This window comes from Aureibaculum koreense (assembly GCF_034296135.1).
GTDB lineage: Bacteria > Bacteroidota > Bacteroidia > Flavobacteriales > Flavobacteriaceae > Aureibaculum.
This window is the reverse complement of the sequence record NZ_JAXKVV010000003.1, coordinates 171,951-192,536: the sequence shown is the minus strand read 5'-3', so window position 1 is coordinate 192,536 and position 20,586 is coordinate 171,951. Positions and strand designations below refer to the sequence as shown.

The following is a 20,586-nucleotide window of genomic DNA, read 5'->3' as shown; positions in this document are numbered from 1 at the left end:
TATATAATTTGATAAAAAATAATACTCATTATATCTATGAAAATTGTTCTTAAACTAATAATAATATTTTTTACATATAATTATGGAATAGCCCAAGATATCACCACAATCTATGCTAAAGATTATGGTATTATTCCTAATACATTTATAGATATTGCTCCCCAATTAAAAAAGGTTTATAACGATCTAGGCAAATATGACGCGGTAAAATTAATTTTCGAAGAAGGACGATACGATATTTATCCAGATCAATCAGAACAACGCGAATATTTTATATCCAACACTTCAACAGAAAAAGAAGTGCCTTCTAAAATTAAAACCATAGCGTTACTTTTCGAAAATGCAAAAGACTTGACGATTGAAGGTAACGGAGCTCTATTTGTGATACACGGCAAAATGATAAATTTTGCATTTGACCATTGCGAAAATATCACTATTCAGAATGTCAGCTTTGATTATGAACGCCCAACTATGTCCGAATTAACTTTTAATACCGTTAATGATACAGAGGTAGTAGCAACTATAAATCCCGATTCCAAATATGCAATAATTGACAATAAACTCAAGTTTTACGGTGACAATTGGACCATAAACCATCATCATGCCATCGCAATAGACACCACGTTGTCCGCTTTTTATTACAGCAATTTTACACCTTTATTAAATAGTGAAGTCACACAAATTAAACCGTTTACGCTTCAATTTAAAGGTGATTTTCCTAAGAGCGGTTATAAAAAAGGGATGGTATTAACGGTAAGAGACCCTATAAGAGATCAAGTAGGGGCATTTATAGGCTATAGTAAAAATGTAGTCCTTAAAAATGTAAAAGTGCACTATATGCACGGTATGGGAGTTATCAGTCAGTTCAATGAAAATGTTACTTTAGATAGCGTTATCGTAAAACCGAGAGAAGAAACGGGAAGAAGAATTGCTGCTTTTGCGGATTGTTTTCATTTTTCGGGATGTAAAGGACAAATCACTATTAAGAATTCTGAAACTTACGGGGGGCATGATGATGCGATAAACATACACGGAACGCATTTAAAAATTACAGAGAAAATAGCTAATGATAAAATTAAATTGAGGTTTATGCACGGGCAAACCTACGGGATGAAAGCCTTTTTTGTTGGAGATACATTGGCGTTTGTTCACGCTAAAAGTTTACAGAAATATGGCTCTGGAAAAGTAAAATCGGTTGAAAAATTAACGGATAGGGAAATTTTAGTTACTTTGGAAAAATCAATGCCCAAAGAATTCAAATTAGGAGATGTTGTTGAAAATTTGACTTGGACACCCTCGGTAACTATTAAAGACAATTATTTCTCAGGAACCAATACACGGGGTATTTTATTAACTACCCAACGAAAATCCATAATAGAAAATAATACTTTTTTTAGAACGGGAATGCATGCTATTTTAATTGCCAATGACGCATCAAGCTGGTACGAATCTGGTGCGGTAAAAGATGTAACTATTCGTAATAACCGTTTTGTAGATTGTGCTTACAATCAAATACCAGGTAATTACATCATCAATATTTGGCCAGAAAATCATCAATTGGTCAAAAACTTTTATGTGCATGAAAATATAACTATTGAGAATAATATTTTTGAAACTTTTGATACTCCTATTTTAAGGGCTAAAAGTACGAATGGGTTGGTTTTTAGAAATAATAAAATCATAAAAACAGATACTTTTAAGGATAGAAGAGGGGGCAAACCTTCTTTTCATATTGAAAACTCAAAAAATGTAAAGGTGGAATTGCAGAAATCGGATACCAATAATTTTGATGATTTTAATCTGATTAATGTTAAAAAGAAACGGATTAAAGTGAACAGAAAATAATCACTTTAATCCACAATATTTAATTAAATTAGAAAAATAAAAATAATTAACGAATTACAAAATATATGAATTTAAAATCAATTTGTCTTGGAGTATTAGTAGTATCACTATTAATTTCTTGTACAACAACAGAAAAGAGCGTAGATACAGCAGAAAGTGCAGCACAAACCACAGAAAACCTGAAACTCTGGTACAATACGCCAGCAAATGCGTCTGTAAAAGATGACCCTAATGGGTGGAAAGACGACCCCGAATGGTTAAAAGCTTTGCCGTTAGGAAATGGATCTTTGGGGGCCATGGTTTTTGGTGATGTAAACCAAGAACGTATTCAGCTCAATGAAGAAAGTATGTGGTCAGGTAGTCCAGATGATAATGACAACCCTGATGCTTTTGAAGCCCAAGATAAAATTCGCAACTTATTGTTTGCAGGAAAGTATAAGGAAGCTACCGAACTGACCAATAAAACACAGGTTTGTAAAGGAGCAGGTTCGGGTTACGGTAATGGGGCAACAGTTCCATTTGGCTGCTTTCAAACCTTGGGTGATTTGTGGATTGATAACGGTAGTCAGGATACATATGAAAACTATCAACGAGAACTGGATTTAGACGATGCCGTAGTCCGTGTAAGCTATTCCCAAAACGGAACTAATTTTAAGAGGGAAATATTTACGAGTTATCCGGACCAAGTAATGATAATTAAAATTACTGCAGACCAGCCAGGCAAAATTTCCTTTAAAAGTACGTTGACAAGACCTGAGCGATATAAAACGTATTCAGAAAACGAAGAGCTTATTATGTCCGGAGCATTATCTAACGGAAAAGGAGGCGAGGGACTCCAATATATGACACGTTTAAAAGCAACTGCCAAAAACGGACAGGTAAATTATAACGATACCTCACTAGAGGTTGAAAATGCAGATGAGGTTATTTTATACTTAACAGCATCTACAGACTATGTATTAAAATATCCCAATTACAACGGGCGTGATTATAAAAATATTACGGCGGAAAACATTAACAAAGCTGTTGCCAAAAATTATGATGAGCTTTTAAAAAGTCATTTAAAGGAATATCAATCATATTACAAAAGAGTCACCTTAGATATTACGCCCGATAGTATTTCCAAATTACCAACTGATGAAAGAGTCGAAAATTATAAAAATTCGAAAGACGATGCTCGTTTGGAAGAGTTGATATTTCAATATGGTCGTTATTTATTGATTTCATCTTCAAGACCAGGTACTTTACCCGCAAATTTACAAGGCATTTGGGCCAACAAGATTCAAACACCTTGGAATGGCGATTATCATACTGACGTAAACGTTGAAATGAATTATTGGCTTTCAGAACCCACTAACTTGTCTGAAATGCAGTTACCATTGTTCGACTTAATTGAATCTTTAGTTAAACCGGGTCAAAAAACAGCCGAAATTCAATATCATAATGATGGTTGGGTGGTACACCCCATTACCAATGTTTGGGGCTATACTTCACCTGGGGAGTCTGCAACTTGGGGAATGCACACAGGAGCAGGAGCATGGATAAGTACCCATATAGCAGAACATTATGCCTATACAAAAGATAAGGAATTTTTACAAAAAATGTATCCGACCTTAAAAGGTTCCGTAGAGTTTTATATGGACTGGTTGGTAAAAGACCCTAAAACAGGTAAGTTGGTCTCCGGGCCTGCGGTTTCGCCTGAAAATACGTTCATTGCACCGGATGGAAGCAAAAGTCAAATCAGTATGGGGCCAGCACACGATCATCAGGTAATTTGGCAATTATTTACCGATTTTTTAATGGCTTCCAATGAGTTGGGAATTGATAGTGATTTTACAAAAAAAGTAGCTACCAGTCTTGAACAGCTAGATGGGCCAAAAATTGGTAGTGATGGAAGACTAATGGAGTGGGCAGAAGAGTTCCCGGAAGCGGAACCTGGGCATAGGCATATTTCGCATTTATTTGCGGTACATCCAGGTGCACAGATAAATTTGGAGCAAACCCCAAAACTGGCATTGGCTGCAAAAAAATCATTGGATTATAGAATTGAGAATGGTGGTGGTCACACAGGGTGGAGTGCGGCTTGGTTAATTAATCAATATGCACGACTGGCAGAACCTGAAAAAGCCAAAGCAAGTTTAGAAACGGTTTTGGCAAAAAGTACGTCACCAAATTTATTTGGTTTGCACCCTCCTTTTCAAATGGATGCTAATTTCGGTGCAACGGCAGGTATTACAGAAATGTTATTGCAAAGTCATACAGGAACTATTAATTTATTGCCAGCATTGCCAAAGGCATGGAAAACGGGCAGCGTAAAAGGTTTGGTGGCTAAAGGTGGTTTTGTAGTTGATTTAGCGTGGAAAGATGGAAAATTGACAACCGCACAAATAAAAGCGATACATAATGGTGGTATAAAGATAAAATATGGAGCCAAAGAAATATCTAAAACGATGAAAGCTGGTGAAAGTTTTGAATTTAAAGCTTCTTGATAATTAGTACCAACTCATAAAATTTTATAGAGATAATGAACCAATTCCTTCACATTTTCCATAGTAGAAACTAGCGAAGGTTTATTTTTAAGACATTTTAATTGAAATCACCTAAACCATAGCTCGTTTTCCGTGGTCCAGATCCACCAATAATTCGTTAGAATTTCTTTAAATTTTAAAAATTCGATTTGTAAGTCTATTATTGGTTTAAAAGAATTTAAACTCCTCTAATGGTTGAAAATGAAAAATTAGTAGGCGTAGTGCTTACCACATGTTTATTAAAATACCTGGTTGGTAGATGCCAGAAAATATAAAAAATGTAAAAAAAAATGCCCCATTTTGGCAAAATAGTTGTATTATAGCAATAGAAAAGAAAGAAAACTTTAAAAATTGACTATCTTTAATGGTCAATTAAAAAGAAAATTGCTATTTAAAAACAACTATTTTGATAGAACTTGTAAGCCTAGTGTTTGGGTCAACTAATTTGACTCGTTTTGTGTTGTTCCCGAATGTTATGTACGGAGCACAAAGGGCTATCATTGCCGAAAATTTTAGCTTTTATAATAATTTATCTCTTATTGATAAACGTTATTTTGAACATAGGGTTTTAAAATTCATTGATGCTCATAATTTTATAGGTAGAGATGGTGTTGTAGTTACCAAAACCATGGAACTTTTAATTGCTTCTACCGCTATAATGCTAACTTTTGGTATGAGAAGATATTTGTTTTCGCAATTTGAAAACATTGTTATTTATCCTAAAAACTATCTGTCAAAAGTAACAAATAGGCGTCACCAAGGGGAAACAAACCCTAGGTTGGGTACTATTGTTTTTTCATGGGACAGTTTTATGGACGGTATAGAAATTGAAGATAATAATCTGAATTTAGGTCTGCACGAATTAACCCATGCCATGCACTTTAGTTTTTTGAAAGAAAAAAGTTTTACTTCAGTAGTGTTTTTAGATCATTTTACCGCTCTTTTGAATAAAATGAAAGACAGAAAATTACAACGAAAAATTGTAAAATCAGGCTATTTGAGGGAATATGCTTTTAGAAATCAATTTGAGTTTCTATCCGTTGTGGTAGAACACTTTTTTGAAACTCCTCACGAGTTTAACCAAAAACTCCCCGAAGTTTATAAGATGGTGAAAAGAATGTTGAATTTAGATACATTGAAAATGGCATCTAAGCCTTCGGCATAAATTTTTATTTAAACAACATTACCAAAGCCCCTAGCGTAGTTACAATCAATATAAACCTTCTATAATTGAGGTTTGATATTTTTTTGACAATAAATACACCCATAAAAAAACCTAAAAGTACTGCTGGAATTAATATTGAATTTAGTACTAAAGTTTCTTTGGTAACCGTTTTCCAAACAAAAAAATGAAAGGGCAGTTTAAAAACATTTACAATAAAGAATAACCAAGCCGCGGTACCTATGAATTCGTTTTTTGGTAATCTTATTGCAAGGAAATAGATATTTGAAATTGGCCCTGCCAAATTACCGATCATTGTAGTAAACCCAGCTAAAAATCCGGCTGAACTCGAAAAAGCGATATGAGTTGAAATTTTTGATGATTTCTTGTTTTCCGTGTAGAACAGAATTAGTACTGAAAAAATTATAATTATAGCCATAAGCCTTTTAAAAATAACTTCAGAAACATCGTGGCCCACCCAAACACCGACCAATACACCAATAATCATTAAAGGTAGAAGTTTTACAATATATTTCCATTGGGTGTGCCTGTTATAATAAATTACGGCAAAAATATCAGCCACAATAAGCATTGGTAGTAATATTCCCGTTGAGTTTTTTTCTCCAAATACAAAAGCTAAAATTACAACAATTAATATACCGATACCTTTAATGCCTGACTTAGACAAGCCCAATAAAAAAACAGCTATAAAAACTGATGTCCACCGTAGAAAAGATAAATTATAGGAGTTAAGTATTTCGAGATAGGTCATTGATTGATTTAAAAGGTTGGGTTCTATAAAAAGGCATCATCTTTCGGCTCCCATAGTTCAATTTTGTTGCCATCTAAATCTAAAATCCAACCAAATTTTCCATATTCATATTCTTCTACTTTATCCATTACTGTTACACCTTCTTTTTTTAATTCTTTTAATAATTCAACTAAATTCTCCACTCTATAATTGAACATAAAGTCTTTTTTGGAAGGTTCAAAATAATTGGTATCTTTTTTAAAAGGACTCCATTGTGTAGAGCATTTATTGCCATTTTCATCTTTCCACCAAAAAGTACAGCCCCAATCATCTGTATTAAAGCCTAAATGTTTTTTGTACCAATCTTTTGTTGCGTTCGGGTCTTCAGTTTTAAAAAACAGACCACCAATACCTGTTACTCGTTTTTTCATAAATTATTTTTTAATCGCTTTTTCGTAAATCTCTATCCATTCATCAATTGACATTTTCTTTACCAATTCTCCGATGAGTTTGTAAGGAATTTCATCTATTTTTTTAAAACGGATACAACTTTTACCCATATCTAATTTTCTTTTACTATGCTTAGGATATTCTGCTATAAACCAATCAGAAAGCTCCTTTTTAGCATAAATTCCACTATGATATAAATTAATTGAATTCTTTTGCGAAGCTATATTCATAAAAGGTAAGGGTAACTTTGGATCGCAATGGTATCCATCTGGATATTTAGAATGCGGTACGTAATAACCGATCATATTATAATTAATGCCCTCTTCAAAACCGTTAGGTAAATTTTCTAAAATTATTTTACGAAGTTTTTTTACAGGTTCTTTTCTTTCCTCTGGTATTTGGTTGATATAATCATCAACGGATTTGGCTTTATATTGCATACTATATTTATTTACGTTTTAAGATTAGTGATGAAATAATTGAAATAATAAAGCCAAGCATAAAAACTGTGGCTGCCATGAGTAAAAAGTTCATAAAAGGATTTGCAAAGAGATTTTTTTGTTCTTCCATCTCTTTTAATTTTGCCTGAAGTTCAGCTCCTGAAAGGGTATTATTTGCCTCCTCAACCAATTTGTTATAATAATCTGCCATAAAATTTGGATTTATATACTCCACATATATTACATTATACAAGCCAAATGCAAAAGCAGCAAAAAGTGTAATTAAAATACCAATAAGCAAACCTTTACCGAAGGTAAGGATGCCATTATTTTCTCTATCTCTAAAATGTTTTATACCAAAATAAACAAATAATAGGGAAACTATGATGCTAGCATACCCAAATACTTCTTGGGCACTATAGCTGAGACCTTTTAAAACGATCGAACTGATCGTAAATAATATTAAAATGCTAAAGATGCTCCAAAGACCGTAACGTAAAATTGTATTTTTCATTTCTTGTAAAATTTAGTTTCCACAAATTTATAGGTACGGGTCTAAATTTTAATCATACTAAAGTACCAAAATTATCCAATTTTAGTGGTAAATACCTAAAAAGGTAAGATTCGCAGCTGTTTTGAAATTTTTATGGCTTGTGTTCGTCTTTTTGCATTTAGCTTTACTAAAATGCTAGAGACGTGACTTTTTATGGTACTTTCAGATACAAAAAGCCTCTCAGCAATTTCTTTATTTGAAAAACCTTTGGCAATTTCACATAGCACTTCGTATTCTCGATTGCTAATGTTCAATTCATCGATTTTTTTGTAATCGATTTCGGTGTTTTCACTTTTTCTTTTGTTTATACTTTGCTTATTAATATAGATTCCGATGAAAAAAAAGACAATGGCAATACAAGCAATAAGTATTTCAATGGAAAGATTACCTGATAGATATGAAAATTTACTCAATTGAAAAAGCGTTGCCAGTGCAATAACAAGCAAACCAAATATGAGTACCGTTTTTTTCATCTATATAAAAATTAAATAATTACATTCTAATCAGTTATTTATCTTGGTTGGTAATAGCCATTGCCTACCAAATGCCCACTTGCCAGCCGTAGGCAGGTTATAGGTTTTCATATTTAAAATTAGTAAAATTTTTCTTTTACCTTGTCAATTATAGTTTGAGCCAATTTTATGTGACTTTCAACTGTCCATCCGGCCACATGCGGAGATAGGATTACATTTTCCGATTTTATTAAATATTGAAAGGCTTCCGGTAAATTTTTTTCAGTAAATAAATTTTCAAAAGACGATTTTTCATATTCTAGTACATCCAGTCCCGCTCCTAAAATTTTTCCTGATTTTAAAGCTTCTACCAAATCCGCTGTGACTACACTTTTACCTCTGGCTGTGTTTAAAAACCAAAAGGGCTTTTGAAAGCTATTTATAAAATCAGAATTTATCAAGTTTAAAGTCAATGGCGTTTGTGGTGTATGCAAACTGACTACATCTGCTTTCTGTTGTAGTTCAGCTAATTCAACTTGAGTTGCATTTTTATCACCAATATTAGGTTTAATATCATAACAAAGCACTTCAACATCAAAACCCTTTAGTTTTTTAGCAAACGCTTTTCCCATATTGCCATAACCGATTATTCCAATGGTTTTTCCGTCTAATTCTAGTCCACGATTTTCTTCTCTCAACCATTTTCCTTGTCTCACCTCTTTATCAGCTTTACTCATCCTATTAAATAAAGAGAGTAACATTCCCAACGTATGTTCACCAACGGCGTTTCTGTTACCTTCTGGGGCAGCGATGAGTTCAATGTTTTTTGATTTGGCGTAATCAGTATCAATATTTTCCAATCCGGCACCCACACGGGCTATAAACGTTAAATTTTCAGTATTATCGATAAACTTTTTATCTATGGTAAATCTACTTCTAATAACTAACCCTTTATAGTTTTTTATTTTTTTTTGAATAGTTTCTTTTGAGGAAGTGAAATCTTCATCACAGATAAAACCTAAGGTTTCTAAACCTTTTTTTAGAATAGGATGATTGTTGTCTAAAAGAAGTACTTTCATTATGGAATAAGCTTAACTTTAATCTCACAAGGAGAAATACCTTGCAGATCTTGTAAAAACAAAACACCCAAAGATATTAATTCTTTGGGTGTTTTTTTGAAATAATTATGAGATTCCTGCTTTCGCAGGAATGACAATTGGTAAATTATAATTAGTTGTTTAATGCCTCAGCTCCACCAACAATTTCTAAAATCTCATTGGTAATAGCAGCTTGACGGGCTTTGTTGTATGTCAACAATAAATCGTCACGCAATTCTTTGGCATTATCTGTTGCTTTGTGCATTGCGGTCATCCTTGCACCGTGTTCGGAAGCAAAAGAATCCCTTACTGCTTTGTACAACTGCGTTTTCAACGATTTAGGTATTAAACCTTCAATAATTTCGATTTTAGAAGGTTCAAAAATGTAGTCTAAATTTAAATTTTCATTACCTACCTCTGCAACAATCGGTAAAAATTGCTCATTGGTAGTAATTTGTGTTGCAGCATTTTTAAATTGGTTATACACAATTTCTATTCTGTCATAAGAACCATCAGCATATTGCTCCATAAGGGATTCGGCAATTTTAGCTGTATTTTCAAAAGTTAGCTCATCATATAACTCACTATTGTTAGCGATTACGTTGTGCTTTTTAGACAATAAATCGTTGGCTTTTTTACCAATGGTTACAATATCCACTTTTTGATCTGCATAGGTAGTCTGCACAATATCCAATGCTTTTTTAATGACAGACGAATTAAAAGCACCGCACAAGCCTCTATTAGAAGTTATTACCACCAGCAATACCTTATTTACCTCTCTTTTTTTGGCGTAGACACTATTAACATCACCTTCTAGCGTGGCACTCAAACTTTGCAATAATTCGGTTAATTTATTGGAATATGGACGCATAGCGGTAATTGCATCTTGTGCTTTTTTTAACTTAGCAGCAGATACCATTTTCATGGCACTGGTAATCTGCATGGTTGAACCAATAGATGTAATCCTGTTTCGTATTTCTTTTAAATTTGCCATTCTTTTCTAGTTATGAGTTTGGAGTTCAGAGTTATGAGTTTTTGATTATCGAAACCAAAATTTTAATTAACTCTTCGCATTTATTCATCATATCCTTTGGTACTTCTCTCCCTGTCTTTTCTAGTATTTCTAACCAATAACTGGTTTCGTCCGCTTCTTTTAGGGCAATTCCAAACTTATTCTTAAAATCTTTCGTACTAACACCTCTTTGTGCTTCACGGGTATTAGCTCCTATACTTGTTCCGCTTCTCAACAATTGTGAAGCCAATTCATAATCTTTATTTTGCTTTAAAATATCACAATAGTGAACTATCTCACAAGCAAATTCAAAGCTTTTGGTTCTTATCGGACTTTCTTTATAAGACATCTTTTTTGATTTTGAAACTCCGAACTCTGAACTCAAAACTCTGCACTAAATATACTTTGCTGATAATTCTTTAGCTGCGTTTTCTATTACGGAAATTGCTTCGTCAGTTAACTTACCTGATTTTAAAGTATCTAAAGTATCTCTATGTTTTGCGTTTAAATAATGTAAAAACTCTTTTTCGAATTCTTTTACTTTTTCAACAGGAACGTTTCTCAATAAATTTTTAGAACCTGCATAGATAATTGCAACTTGATCTTCAACTGTAAATGGGTCGTTTTGAGCTTGTTTAAGAATCTCAACGTTACGTTTACCTTTTTCAATTACATTCATAGTAGCAGCATCCAAGTCCGAACCAAATTTTGCAAAAGCTTCTAGTTCACGATATTGAGCTTGGTCTAACTTTAATGTACCCGCAACTTTTTTCATTGATTTAATCTGAGCGTTACCTCCTACACGAGATACAGAAATACCCACGTTAATTGCTGGTCTTACACCTGAATTAAATAAATCGGATTCTAAGAAAATTTGTCCATCCGTAATAGAAATTACGTTTGTTGGAATGTATGCAGAAACGTCACCCGCTTGAGTTTCAATAATTGGTAACGCAGTTAAAGAACCACCGCCTTTTACTAAATCTTTTATAGAATCAGGCACATCGTTCATTTGTTGAGCAATAGTATCATCATTGATGATTTTTGCTGCACGCTCTAGTAATCTTGAGTGTAAATAAAATACATCACCTGGGTATGCTTCACGCCCCGGAGGTCTTCTTAACAATAAAGAAATTTCACGATAGGCAACTGCTTGTTTCGATAAATCATCGAAAACAATTAAAGCTGGACGCCCGGTATCTCTAAAATATTCGCCAATTGCTGCACCCGCCATTGGAGCATAAACTTGCATTGGAGCAGGGTCAGAGGCATTGGCCGCAACAATTGTTGTGTAAGCTAATGCACCACGGTCTTCTAACATACTGGCAATTGCCGCAACGTTAGAACCTTTTTGACCTATGGCAACATAGATACAATATACAGGCTCACCTGCATCATAAAATTCTTTCTGATTTAAAATAGTGTCTAACGCAACAGTTGACTTTCCTGTTTGACGGTCACCAATAATAAGCTCACGTTGGCCTCTACCAACAGGAATCATAGCATCAATAGCTTTAATACCAGATTGTAATGGTTCGGTAACCGGCTCACGATAAATTACACCGGGAGCTTTTCGCTCTAAGGGCATTTCATACGTTTTACCCGTAATTGGTCCTTTACCGTCTATTGGCTCACCTAATGTGTTCACAACTCTACCTACTATACCTTCACCAACTCTTAACGAAGAAATTCTTTCTGTACGTTTTACAGTTGCTCCTTCTTTAATTTGGGTTGAGTCTCCTAACAATACAACACCAACATTATCTTCTTCAAGGTTCAAAACCATACCTTCCAAGCCGCCTTCGAATTCTACCAACTCACCATACTGTACGTTGGCTAGGCCGTAAACACGGGCAATACCATCACCTATTTGTAATACAGTACCCACTTCATCTAAAGAAGCGTTACCGTCAAAGCCTGCTAATTGTTGTTTTAAAATTGCTGATACTTCAGCTGGATTTATTGTTGCCATTTAATTAATTTTTATTAAAATTTTGGAACATAAAGATTATGTTCAAATTCTCTACGTAAATTATTTATTTTGCCTGAGATACTGGCATCAAATTGTTTGTCGCCAACACGTAAAATAAATCCGCCAATGATTGATGGATCTATTATGTTTTCTAAATTTACTTTTTTACCTACAATTTCTTTAACCTTGGCCAATACTTTTTCTTCTAACACTTTAGTTAGCGGAACGGCAGTAGTAACTTTAGCTACTTGTGCACCTTTATGAAGGTCGTATATAAGAATATATTGTTTCGCTATTTGGCCTAATATGGGCAATCTTTTATTATCAATAAGTTGGTCTATTAAACTTATAGATGTTTTATTAAGATTTTTAAATACTGATAACAAAGCAGCTTTTTTAGCCTTAGTTTTGATAACGGGACTGCTCAACATCACTTGCAATTCTTTACTGCCTTCTATTGTAGTAGCAATAGATTGCATATCATCATTGATCTTATCAGCATTTTTTAAGTCTAAGGATAGGCTTAAAACCGCTTTGGCATATCTTATGGCAGCTCTTGAATGTTTCATCAGCTAATTTTTATTGTTTTTTAAAGGTCTGATGGAATGTCCAATTTTAAGATTTTCGTTGAACCTTAAATTTCGATAAGGACATTTCATTCTAATTCAATTTTACTTCTTTTAACATACTTTCAACTAACTTCTCTTGTTTGTCTTTGTTTGAAAGTTGTTCTTTTACTACTTTTTCCGCAATGTCAATAGAAAGTTCGGCTACTTGATTTTTCAAATCTGTTATTGCAGCTAATTTTTCGTTTTGTATGGTAGTTTTAGCTTGTTCTATAATTTTATTGGCTTGGGCTTTTGCTTCATCTTTAGCCTCGGCAATCATATTGTTTTTAATATCTCTGGCCTCTTTGAGCATAACATCTCTTTCTGTACGGGCTTCTTTTAAAATCTTCTCGTTATCAGATTTTAAGTTTTGCATTTCTTGACGGGCTTTGTCTGCCTCCAATAAGGCATTTTTTATTGAATCTTCTCTTTCGCTTACCGCACCTAAAATAGGCTTCCAAGCAAATTTTCTAAGAATAAACAATAAAATCAGAAAGGTAATACCAGTCCAAAAAACAAGTCCAAATCCGGGAGTTACTAAATCCATATTCTATTTTTTTATGTATTAATATCAAATAATTAATTCCTATTTACCTCTCCTTTGGAGAGGTCCGGAATTGCAAAAAGCAATTTCGGGTGAGGAATAAGAATAAGAGTGCAACCAACCGTTACACCCTTATTACTTTTTTACTTAAGGAACGATACAACAACCGCGAATAATGCAACCGCTTCAACGAAGGCAGCTAAAATTAAAGCAGAAGATTGAATCTTTCCGTGCATTTCAGGTTGACGTGCCATGGCTTCCATAGCTTGTCCTCCAATTTTACCAATACCGATACCAGCTCCAATAGCTGCTAAACCAGCTCCAATAGCTGCGATAGATCCTACGTCCATGGCTTCGGTGGCTTGTAATAATGCTAAACTCATAGTTTAAATATTTAAAATTAATTATTAATGATGTTCTTCTTCTGTTGCCATACCAAAATAAAGGGCAGACAATACTGTAAATATATAGGCTTGTATAGCCGTTACAATAATCTCTATTACTGTAATAAACAACGCAAATGCAACAGAAACTGGAGCAACTGCAATCGATTTGAATACAAAAATTAATGACATTAATGCTAAAATAATGATATGGCCTGCAGTAATATTTGCGAACAAACGAATCATTAAAGAGATTGGTTTAACCAACATTCCGATAATTTCAATTGGCATTAGAAATATTTTCATTGGTACGGGTACGCCCGGCATCCAAAAAATATGTTTCCAGTAATTTTTATTTCCTACTAATGTTGTAATAATAAATGTAAATAAGGCCAATGTAAATGTAAAAGCAATATTTCCACTAACATTCGCTCCATTTATAATGGGAATTAAGCCAAAAATATTATTGACCCAAATAAAGAAAAAGATGGTCAATAGATAAGGCATATATCTTTTGTACGTTTTTTCTCCGATCATAGGGATTGCAATTTCATCTCTTACAAAAACCACTAAAGGCTCTATAAAGCTGGCAATGCCCTTGGGCACAAAGTTCTCTGATTTTTTATAACGTCTTGCGGCTCCAATGAATATAAGTAATAATACCAACACAGAAACCCACATCATAAATACATTTCGGGTAATAGAAAAATCTAAGGGTTTAGAGGCGTTTGTAGGGTGATGTTCAGCATCAAATTGAACTGCGGACTCGCCTTCGTTCAATTGATAAATTTTTTCATGAAGGTTTACAAATTTACCGCCATTTTTTTCTACAATATGTGTACCCGAATTATCATGATGAAATTCTGACGACATAAAGGTAGTTAATCCATTATCCGTCCATAAGATTACAGGAAGCGGAATAGAAACCGAGTGTCCGTTCCAATCCCAAAGATGAAATCCATGGGCATCTTTTACGTGATGCATAATCATTTCTTTAGGGTCAAACTTTTCGTCGTTATTTTTTTCTTCGGTAGAGGCAAATCCGTTAAGGGAAATGGAGAATAACAATCCTAATAAAAAAATTCTAAAGGTGTTGATTTGCATTATGGTTTCAATTAAAAAAGGTGTCTCTTAAAATTCCGTGCAAATGTAAGGACATTTAATTAAATGGCAAATAATATTTAGTTATAAATTTCAACTATTGTTTGAACACAAAAAAAGCTTATTTCTCCTTCAATAAACTAGTGATAAAATACACCTCAAAAGCTAAAAAACAGAAATAAAGAATAAAGAAATTAAAGATATCTGGTTTTTTGTTTTCAAAATCAGAAAGAAGTAGAGGCAATAAAAACAAAATAGCAACAATCATTTTTAACAAGGTACTACCCATAAATATAATGAAAATTTCCGTTTTACCTTGTGAGTATTTATAATTAACTACCGCGTAAACTAAAAAGGTAACAAAACAATGAAAAACATAAATTTGCCATAGCGGAAAGAAAAAATCTTCACTGACAAAGTAATGCACTAAATAGCTGTGTACAGCAAAAAGTGCTAATGCAAAAAGTAGTAGTTTAATTAAAAAAGAACTTTGTCTTTTCTTGAAAACGGTACTCATTTAATTATCTTTAGATGCTGAGGTTATCTGCCTAATCACAAAATAAATTGAAATTAAAACAGATGCCAAAGATAATATAATTGTATATATATTGTGTTTATTTGGGAAATGCTCGTCCAACTTTACACCAACGAAAGAACCTATTCCAATAATAGCAAACATCTGGATGGCTATACCGGAATATCTAGCGTAAACATTAAGCTGTTTTTTCGGTTTTTCTGTGCTGTTGCTGTTCGCTTTGTTGTTTTTGTTGCTGTTGCTCATTTCTAAGTGCTTTTATGTTTCCTTTCATATTACATGAAGCATTAAAATTAGCACCTGGTTCAACAGAAAGTTTACCTAAAACAACTTCGCCGTTAATGGTGGCGGTTGATTTTAAAGATAAAAGTTCATCTACATTTAAGTTGCCAGAGAATTTACCTTCAATATCGGCATTACTACAATCAATAGTGCCATCAACCAAACCTTCTTTGCCAATAACCACCCTTCCGGAAGTTTTAATATTGCCTTGTACTTTTCCATCAATCCTAAAATCACCATCAGATTTTATATCACCCACAAATGAAGAATTTTTACCAATAATATTTCTTTCCAATACTTGTCCTGGGTTAGTCTTTTTTTCAGAAAACATAATTTTAATTTTTTAATTTATACTCCGTTTAACTTTATTTATCACTGTAGGGGAGTAATAATATTTTCTTTCCGTAGCAGGTTTTTCACTAATTTAATTTTCCAAATTTGAGGTGTCACTATCAAAATTCTCTAAAATCTCAACAGCACGTTTACCCTCTTCTGTATTTGGATAGCTTAGAGCAACAAAACTTAAGGCCTCTTTAAACGCTTCAGCTCCAATGGTTTTCATTAAAATATGAGCTTTTAACAATTCAAATTTTGGAACAATAGGTTCGTTTTTAAACTGTTCAATAGCTTTTTCTGCTTTTTGATAGGCCTCAACATAATGCTGAAAATCATAATCGCAATACGCATCGTTATAAATAGCTTCGGGTGAATTATTATCAGCCGATGCCAGAACTTTTTCAGGATTTAGGATGATATTTGCATACCTAGACTCCGGATAATCAGTAACGACTATATTTTTGTATTTATTGCTTTTCGTCTCATCAAAATTAGCATAAATTTTGTACAAATGATAATTTATTGGAAGAATTAATTTTTTATCGGGATTAAATGTCAATAATTTTTCTAATCGTTCAGCGGCCAATGGATATTCTTTAAACTGCTCATTGTAAATTACGCCTAATTTATAATAGGCATCATTACGGACAGAAGTTATACTATCTAGCTCGTTTTTTTCGGTGGGAATTCTACTGATGTAATAGTCCAGTTCGTATTTTTTAGAAGTATCAAAGTCGTCTTCGGCTATTGCTACATCTATTTGTTTACTATCTTGTCTAACAACTTTTTTAGCGGAAATACGCCAATTGTCTTCTAAAGCCCTATTGCCCCAAGCTCTTTTAAATTCTTGTTTACCAAACCCTGCCACATTGTTATTGTAGAAGTAGAATTTTCCTCCTTTAGACCCGCTTTTTGAAGTATCATCGGTCAGATTGCCAAATCCCGTAGTGCTAGCCAATGAATTTTCCAATTTAATTTTAGCCAATTCATCAGCTTTTTTAAGGCTATCTATATGCTGTTGATAAAATGCTTCTTGTTCTGCTTTAGGTAATGCGGCAATTTTTAAAATGCTATCGTTGGTATTTGCCAAGTTTTCGTAAGTGATTACTTCTTCTAAACTTTCGCGTTTTCTGATAAGCCGCCTTATACGTTTTTCATTTTTGTTTATGGTTATGGCGAGGATGCTGTCGTAGTATGTTCCCGCCAATTCAAATTTGGCTTTGTCGAAATAAATATTACCAATGGCTTCATAAGTAAGTTCTTTTTGATATTCTTTGGACTGTGGCGTACTTAAAGATTTTTCATAATCGTCCAAAGCAATTTCAATACTGTCATTTTGAGCTTCTATTTGCCCTTTTTGATAATACAGTTCATCTAAAAAAGGCCTATTGTCTCTATCCTTGATTAATTTTTTTAAGCGTGATAATATCTGGGCCGTGCTGTCTTCTTTGGTGTAATTTTCTGCCCTATCTATTTGAGCATGAATTTTATAACGCAACGGAGCATTTTTAAAATTCATCAATTTTTCAAAATACAGATTGGAAGAATCCAATTTTTGCTCATTTCTATAAACTTGGCCGAGAATAAATAAATTTCGAGCTTTCTGTTTGGGGTCAACCGAAAATAAAACAGCACTGTCTAAATGCTTTACCACTAAATGAGTACTGTCCAACGCCTGATATGCCATTGCCATAGCGGTATGACCATCTTCAACCAGCTCTAAGGGCAAATTCAGATTTTTTAATAGGTATTGCAAAGTCTCAACGGCAAGTTCTTCATTTTGTAAACGAACTAGTGTTTTAGCTTGCCAAACTCTGGTTTCATCTTTTAGGTCGTTTTCTGTATAGTTTTCCAATACAAAATTAAAGGCTTCTAAAGCAGGAACAAAGCGTTGCGAATAATATCGGGCTTTGCCCAACAGCAAATAAGCATCATCAATTTGACGGTTACGTTCTTTGCCGTCAATGTCCATTCCGTGTTTTTGAATGGCTTTTACCGCTTTTTCTTCGGCACGGTCAAAACCGGTTGCGTTACTTTCGTTATCTCCATTATCACCTTTTGGAGGAGCGGATGGGTTTATGATAACTTCTACTTTTTCTTCTTCAATCTTTAAAGGTTCTATTGGTAACAGTTCCCAAAAATTGTCGGCATATTCGTCGTCTAATTGCAGTTTTGCTTGGTCAAAGGCAACTTGACCATTGTACAATATGTTATACTTGGTAGTAAGTGCGTGCATGTTTCTGCTAACAATATTGTTTTTTTTAGTTGAGCAACTAAAAAATAATACTAAAAACGCACTAAGGAAAAGCCAGAGGAAAAACTTTTTAATCAAAATCTAGAGTTATCTAGTAGTGTAACTAAAAATTTTGAGGATTATTGTGCGGGATATTGGAAAAATTTAAAACTATTGTCACTTCGAGTGTTTTCTTTGGAGTGATAGTGGAAAAGAAAAAGTATCGAGAAGTTTTTTAATGATTTTCATTTTTAAGCAATTTTATATTTTTTAATAGTAGCTTCAAACTTTGGCGGAATAATGTATAAAGAGATATAAAAAACCATCGCCATTAAAACAATTAAGATAGACGATAGCAACTGCATTATAAACGACCACTGAACGGTAGTATCATCTTGTAAAAGATCATGATAGTTAGGTTGAATTACTATCATAATCATAAAAAATAAAAATATCCGATTAGATAGTATATCTTCGAACAACCATTTTTTGTTCGTTTTTTTCCTCCTCCGTTTATATTTCATATTTAAGAATACCGCGTAAATAAATGCAACTAAAGTTACTACCAAAAGACCTGTAAAAAACATAAAGGTTTTATTTTGAACAAACTGAAATCCTAAATACACCAATGCTACCAAAAACATGGTCATAATTATTTTCGGAAGTTTAAAATAGGTGATAAAGTATTGCTTAAACAATCGCCAATTTTCATTTTTAATTGCTTTTTCGCGTTGTTGTACAAATTTAGAAAATCCGTAGATTCCAAATTTTATAGTGGCTTTATACCTGGCTTGTTCAAAGGTTAAATTGGGTTCTTTTTTCCAAATTTGTTCTATATCATTGGCAAGATGATCTACTAATTCAGTCTGTAAATCGAAGTGCTCAACTTTATGCTGTTTGGTAAAGTCGTAGAGTCGTTGGATATGGCCCTTTTTCAACTCCATATTAAGCCAATTTAGGATTGATAATAGTTTGCATGGTCTTTAAAAAAGTTTCCAGCTCTGCCAAACGGTTTATGGTTTCCTTTGTGCCTTTCTCGGTAAGTTTATAATATTTACGCAATCGGTTGCCAATATTGGCAATTTCAACATCTAACAAACCTTCGGCTTCCATTTTGTGCAAAGAAGGGTAGAGGGCACCTTCGGTAATTTGAAGTTCACCTTTGGTGAGTTCTTTTACCTTTTGGGTGATTTCGTAACCGTACATTTTATTTTGTTTTTCCAACAACTGTAAGATGATAGTCTGTAAAGTGCCTTTGTATAATTTTTGATTTCCCATAATACAAATATACATAATTTATTTATATACATAAGAAAATTAGGTATTAAAATATGACTGTAATAATATTTATTTAAAAATTGGAAATCAATTGAGGTAAAAACACCCCTATTGAGCTACGCTCGGTATCTTCAATGAAAATACATTTTCATTTCGATAATCCTCAAGGGGACAATTCGTACCAATAAATTTTTTTGATAAAAATATTCATTTTTCCATTTTAAAGAAAAGCATTATCGTGTAAAAGCCCTCCCTTGTGGGGAGGGTTGGGCGGGGCTTTTCTCTAAACCGAAAAATGCCCTTCCAATTCCTTCAAGGTAGCGGCAGAAGTTTTAATGTCTTTTACCACAAGTCCTTTTTCAAGGACAACAATGCGTTCACAGACTTCAGTTACGTGACCTAAATCGTGACTTGAAATTAAAACGGTAGCTTTATTTTCTTCGGTCAATGATTTTAATAATTTTTTAAGCCGGATTTGTGTAGTTGGGTCCAAATTGGCAAAAGGTTCGTCTAAAATAATTACTTCGGGGTTTCCGATTAAAGCGGCAACAATTCCTGCTTTTTTCTGATTTCCTTTAGATAAATCGCGTAAATACTTACGTTTTCCTATAATTTCACCGTTAAACAATTCTTCAAAAGGTTGTAAAAAAGTGTCAACATCGGCTTTGTTCATACCGCGTAATTCGCCGATAAAATAGAAATATTCTTCGGGGGTTAGATAGCCAATTAAGAAACTTTCATCAATAAAAGCAGCGGTAAAAGGTTTCCAATCTTCACTTTTGTTAACTTGAATTTCGTTATTGGTAATTGAGCCTGTAGTAGGTTGAATCAAATCTAATAGCAAATTGAAAAAAGTGGTTTTACCGGCTCCATTATTCCCTACCAATCCAAAAGATTGTCCTTTAGGAATTTCTAAACTCTCTAATTCTAAAACGGTTGTTTGTCCGTATTTTTTTGAAATATTTGTTGCTTTTATCATTGTGGGAATATTTTTTTGTTTATTAGCTTTTTCAGTTTATTTAAT

The 20,586-nt window shown here is 33.4% G+C and carries 23 protein-coding genes; 3 read left to right on the top strand and 20 right to left on the bottom strand.

Features of this window, described 5'->3' with window-relative positions:
- Positions 1 to 36: 36 nt before the first annotated feature.
- The 3 genes from UMM65_RS04600 (at position 37) to UMM65_RS04590 (ending at position 5,538) form a co-directional block, all read left to right on the top strand.
- Positions 37 to 1,845, top strand: coding sequence for a right-handed parallel beta-helix repeat-containing protein (locus UMM65_RS04600; RefSeq protein ID WP_321975306.1), 1,809 nt, complete (start codon positions 37 to 39; stop codon positions 1,843 to 1,845).
- A gap of 65 nt (positions 1,846 to 1,910) precedes the next feature.
- Positions 1,911 to 4,334: a glycoside hydrolase family 95 protein gene (locus UMM65_RS04595; RefSeq protein WP_321975305.1), complete on the top strand. Its 2,424-nt coding sequence runs from the start codon at positions 1,911 to 1,913 to the stop codon at positions 4,332 to 4,334.
- A 445-nt stretch (positions 4,335 to 4,779) separates the two neighbouring features.
- Positions 4,780 to 5,538, top strand: coding sequence for a zinc-dependent peptidase (locus tag UMM65_RS04590; RefSeq protein WP_321975304.1), 759 nt, complete (start codon positions 4,780 to 4,782; stop codon positions 5,536 to 5,538).
- A gap of 4 nt (positions 5,539 to 5,542) precedes the next feature.
- Here the strand turns inward: UMM65_RS04590 and UMM65_RS04585 are convergent, their stop codons facing one another.
- The 20 genes from UMM65_RS04585 to UMM65_RS04495 all read right to left on the bottom strand — a co-directional run bounded on the left by UMM65_RS04585 (position 5,543) and on the right by UMM65_RS04495 (position 20,541).
- Positions 5,543 to 6,307: a sulfite exporter TauE/SafE family protein gene (locus UMM65_RS04585; RefSeq protein ID WP_321975302.1), complete on the bottom strand. Its 765-nt coding sequence runs from the start codon at positions 6,305 to 6,307 to the stop codon at positions 5,543 to 5,545.
- A 23-nt stretch (positions 6,308 to 6,330) separates the two neighbouring features.
- Complete coding sequence (locus UMM65_RS04580) at positions 6,331 to 6,717, bottom strand: VOC family protein (RefSeq protein WP_321975301.1); 387 nt, start codon at positions 6,715 to 6,717, stop codon at positions 6,331 to 6,333.
- Between the two features lie 3 nt (positions 6,718 to 6,720).
- The gene (locus tag UMM65_RS04575; RefSeq protein ID WP_321975300.1) at positions 6,721 to 7,176 is read right to left on the bottom strand and encodes a DUF1801 domain-containing protein; all 456 of its coding nucleotides are present in this window, start codon (positions 7,174 to 7,176) and stop codon (positions 6,721 to 6,723) included.
- Positions 7,177 to 7,183: 7 nt separating this feature from the next.
- The gene (locus UMM65_RS04570) at positions 7,184 to 7,690 is read right to left on the bottom strand and encodes a DUF4199 domain-containing protein (protein WP_321975299.1); all 507 of its coding nucleotides are present in this window, start codon (positions 7,688 to 7,690) and stop codon (positions 7,184 to 7,186) included.
- Positions 7,691 to 7,785: 95 nt separating this feature from the next.
- Complete coding sequence (locus tag UMM65_RS04565; protein ID WP_321975298.1) at positions 7,786 to 8,202, bottom strand: response regulator transcription factor; 417 nt, start codon at positions 8,200 to 8,202, stop codon at positions 7,786 to 7,788.
- A gap of 119 nt (positions 8,203 to 8,321) precedes the next feature.
- Positions 8,322 to 9,260, bottom strand: a complete 939-nt coding sequence (locus UMM65_RS04560) for a 2-hydroxyacid dehydrogenase (protein WP_321975297.1) — start codon at positions 9,258 to 9,260, stop codon at positions 8,322 to 8,324.
- 151 nt (positions 9,261 to 9,411) lie between these two features.
- Entirely contained in the window at positions 9,412 to 10,272 is an 861-nt protein-coding gene (atpG, locus tag UMM65_RS04555; protein WP_321975296.1) for an ATP synthase F1 subunit gamma, read from the bottom strand.
- A gap of 31 nt (positions 10,273 to 10,303) precedes the next feature.
- Positions 10,304 to 10,639 carry a four helix bundle protein gene (locus tag UMM65_RS04550; protein WP_321975295.1) on the bottom strand — a complete coding sequence of 112 codons (336 nt, stop codon included), beginning with the start codon at positions 10,637 to 10,639 and terminating at the stop codon, positions 10,304 to 10,306.
- 45 nt (positions 10,640 to 10,684) lie between these two features.
- Positions 10,685 to 12,262, bottom strand: coding sequence for a F0F1 ATP synthase subunit alpha (gene atpA / locus UMM65_RS04545; protein WP_321975294.1), 1,578 nt, complete (start codon positions 12,260 to 12,262; stop codon positions 10,685 to 10,687).
- 14 nt (positions 12,263 to 12,276) lie between these two features.
- The gene (atpH, locus tag UMM65_RS04540; protein ID WP_321975293.1) at positions 12,277 to 12,831 is read right to left on the bottom strand and encodes an ATP synthase F1 subunit delta; all 555 of its coding nucleotides are present in this window, start codon (positions 12,829 to 12,831) and stop codon (positions 12,277 to 12,279) included.
- A gap of 91 nt (positions 12,832 to 12,922) precedes the next feature.
- Positions 12,923 to 13,417, bottom strand: a complete 495-nt coding sequence (locus tag UMM65_RS04535) for a F0F1 ATP synthase subunit B (protein WP_321975292.1) — start codon at positions 13,415 to 13,417, stop codon at positions 12,923 to 12,925.
- Positions 13,418 to 13,557: 140 nt separating this feature from the next.
- On the bottom strand, positions 13,558 to 13,764 hold the full coding sequence (gene atpE, locus UMM65_RS04530) for an ATP synthase F0 subunit C (RefSeq protein ID WP_117882232.1): 207 nt from the start codon (positions 13,762 to 13,764) through the stop codon (positions 13,558 to 13,560).
- 57 nt (positions 13,765 to 13,821) lie between these two features.
- Complete coding sequence (atpB, locus tag UMM65_RS04525; protein WP_321975291.1) at positions 13,822 to 14,901, bottom strand: F0F1 ATP synthase subunit A; 1,080 nt, start codon at positions 14,899 to 14,901, stop codon at positions 13,822 to 13,824.
- A 118-nt stretch (positions 14,902 to 15,019) separates the two neighbouring features.
- Positions 15,020 to 15,415, bottom strand: a complete 396-nt coding sequence (locus UMM65_RS04520) for a hypothetical protein (RefSeq protein WP_321975290.1) — start codon at positions 15,413 to 15,415, stop codon at positions 15,020 to 15,022.
- The gene (locus UMM65_RS17620) at positions 15,416 to 15,679 is read right to left on the bottom strand and encodes an AtpZ/AtpI family protein (protein ID WP_415859552.1); all 264 of its coding nucleotides are present in this window, start codon (positions 15,677 to 15,679) and stop codon (positions 15,416 to 15,418) included.
- Entirely contained in the window at positions 15,612 to 16,046 is a 435-nt protein-coding gene (locus UMM65_RS04515) for a bactofilin family protein (RefSeq protein WP_321975289.1), read from the bottom strand. Before UMM65_RS04515 ends, UMM65_RS17620 begins: the two co-directional genes overlap by 68 nt.
- Positions 16,047 to 16,139: 93 nt before the next feature.
- On the bottom strand, positions 16,140 to 18,383 hold the full coding sequence (gene porW / locus UMM65_RS04510; RefSeq protein WP_462976390.1) for a type IX secretion system periplasmic lipoprotein PorW/SprE: 2,244 nt from the start codon (positions 18,381 to 18,383) through the stop codon (positions 16,140 to 16,142).
- A gap of 152 nt (positions 18,384 to 18,535) precedes the next feature.
- Entirely contained in the window at positions 18,536 to 19,228 is a 693-nt protein-coding gene (locus tag UMM65_RS04505) for a hypothetical protein (RefSeq protein ID WP_321975287.1), read from the bottom strand.
- A gap of 1 nt (position 19,229) precedes the next feature.
- Entirely contained in the window at positions 19,230 to 19,562 is a 333-nt protein-coding gene (locus UMM65_RS04500; protein WP_321975398.1) for a PadR family transcriptional regulator, read from the bottom strand.
- 283 nt (positions 19,563 to 19,845) lie between these two features.
- Positions 19,846 to 20,541 (bottom strand): ABC transporter ATP-binding protein, encoded by a 696-nt coding sequence (locus tag UMM65_RS04495; RefSeq protein ID WP_321975286.1) that lies wholly within the window; start codon positions 20,539 to 20,541, stop codon positions 19,846 to 19,848.
- Between the last annotated feature and the right edge of the window lie 45 nt (positions 20,542 to 20,586).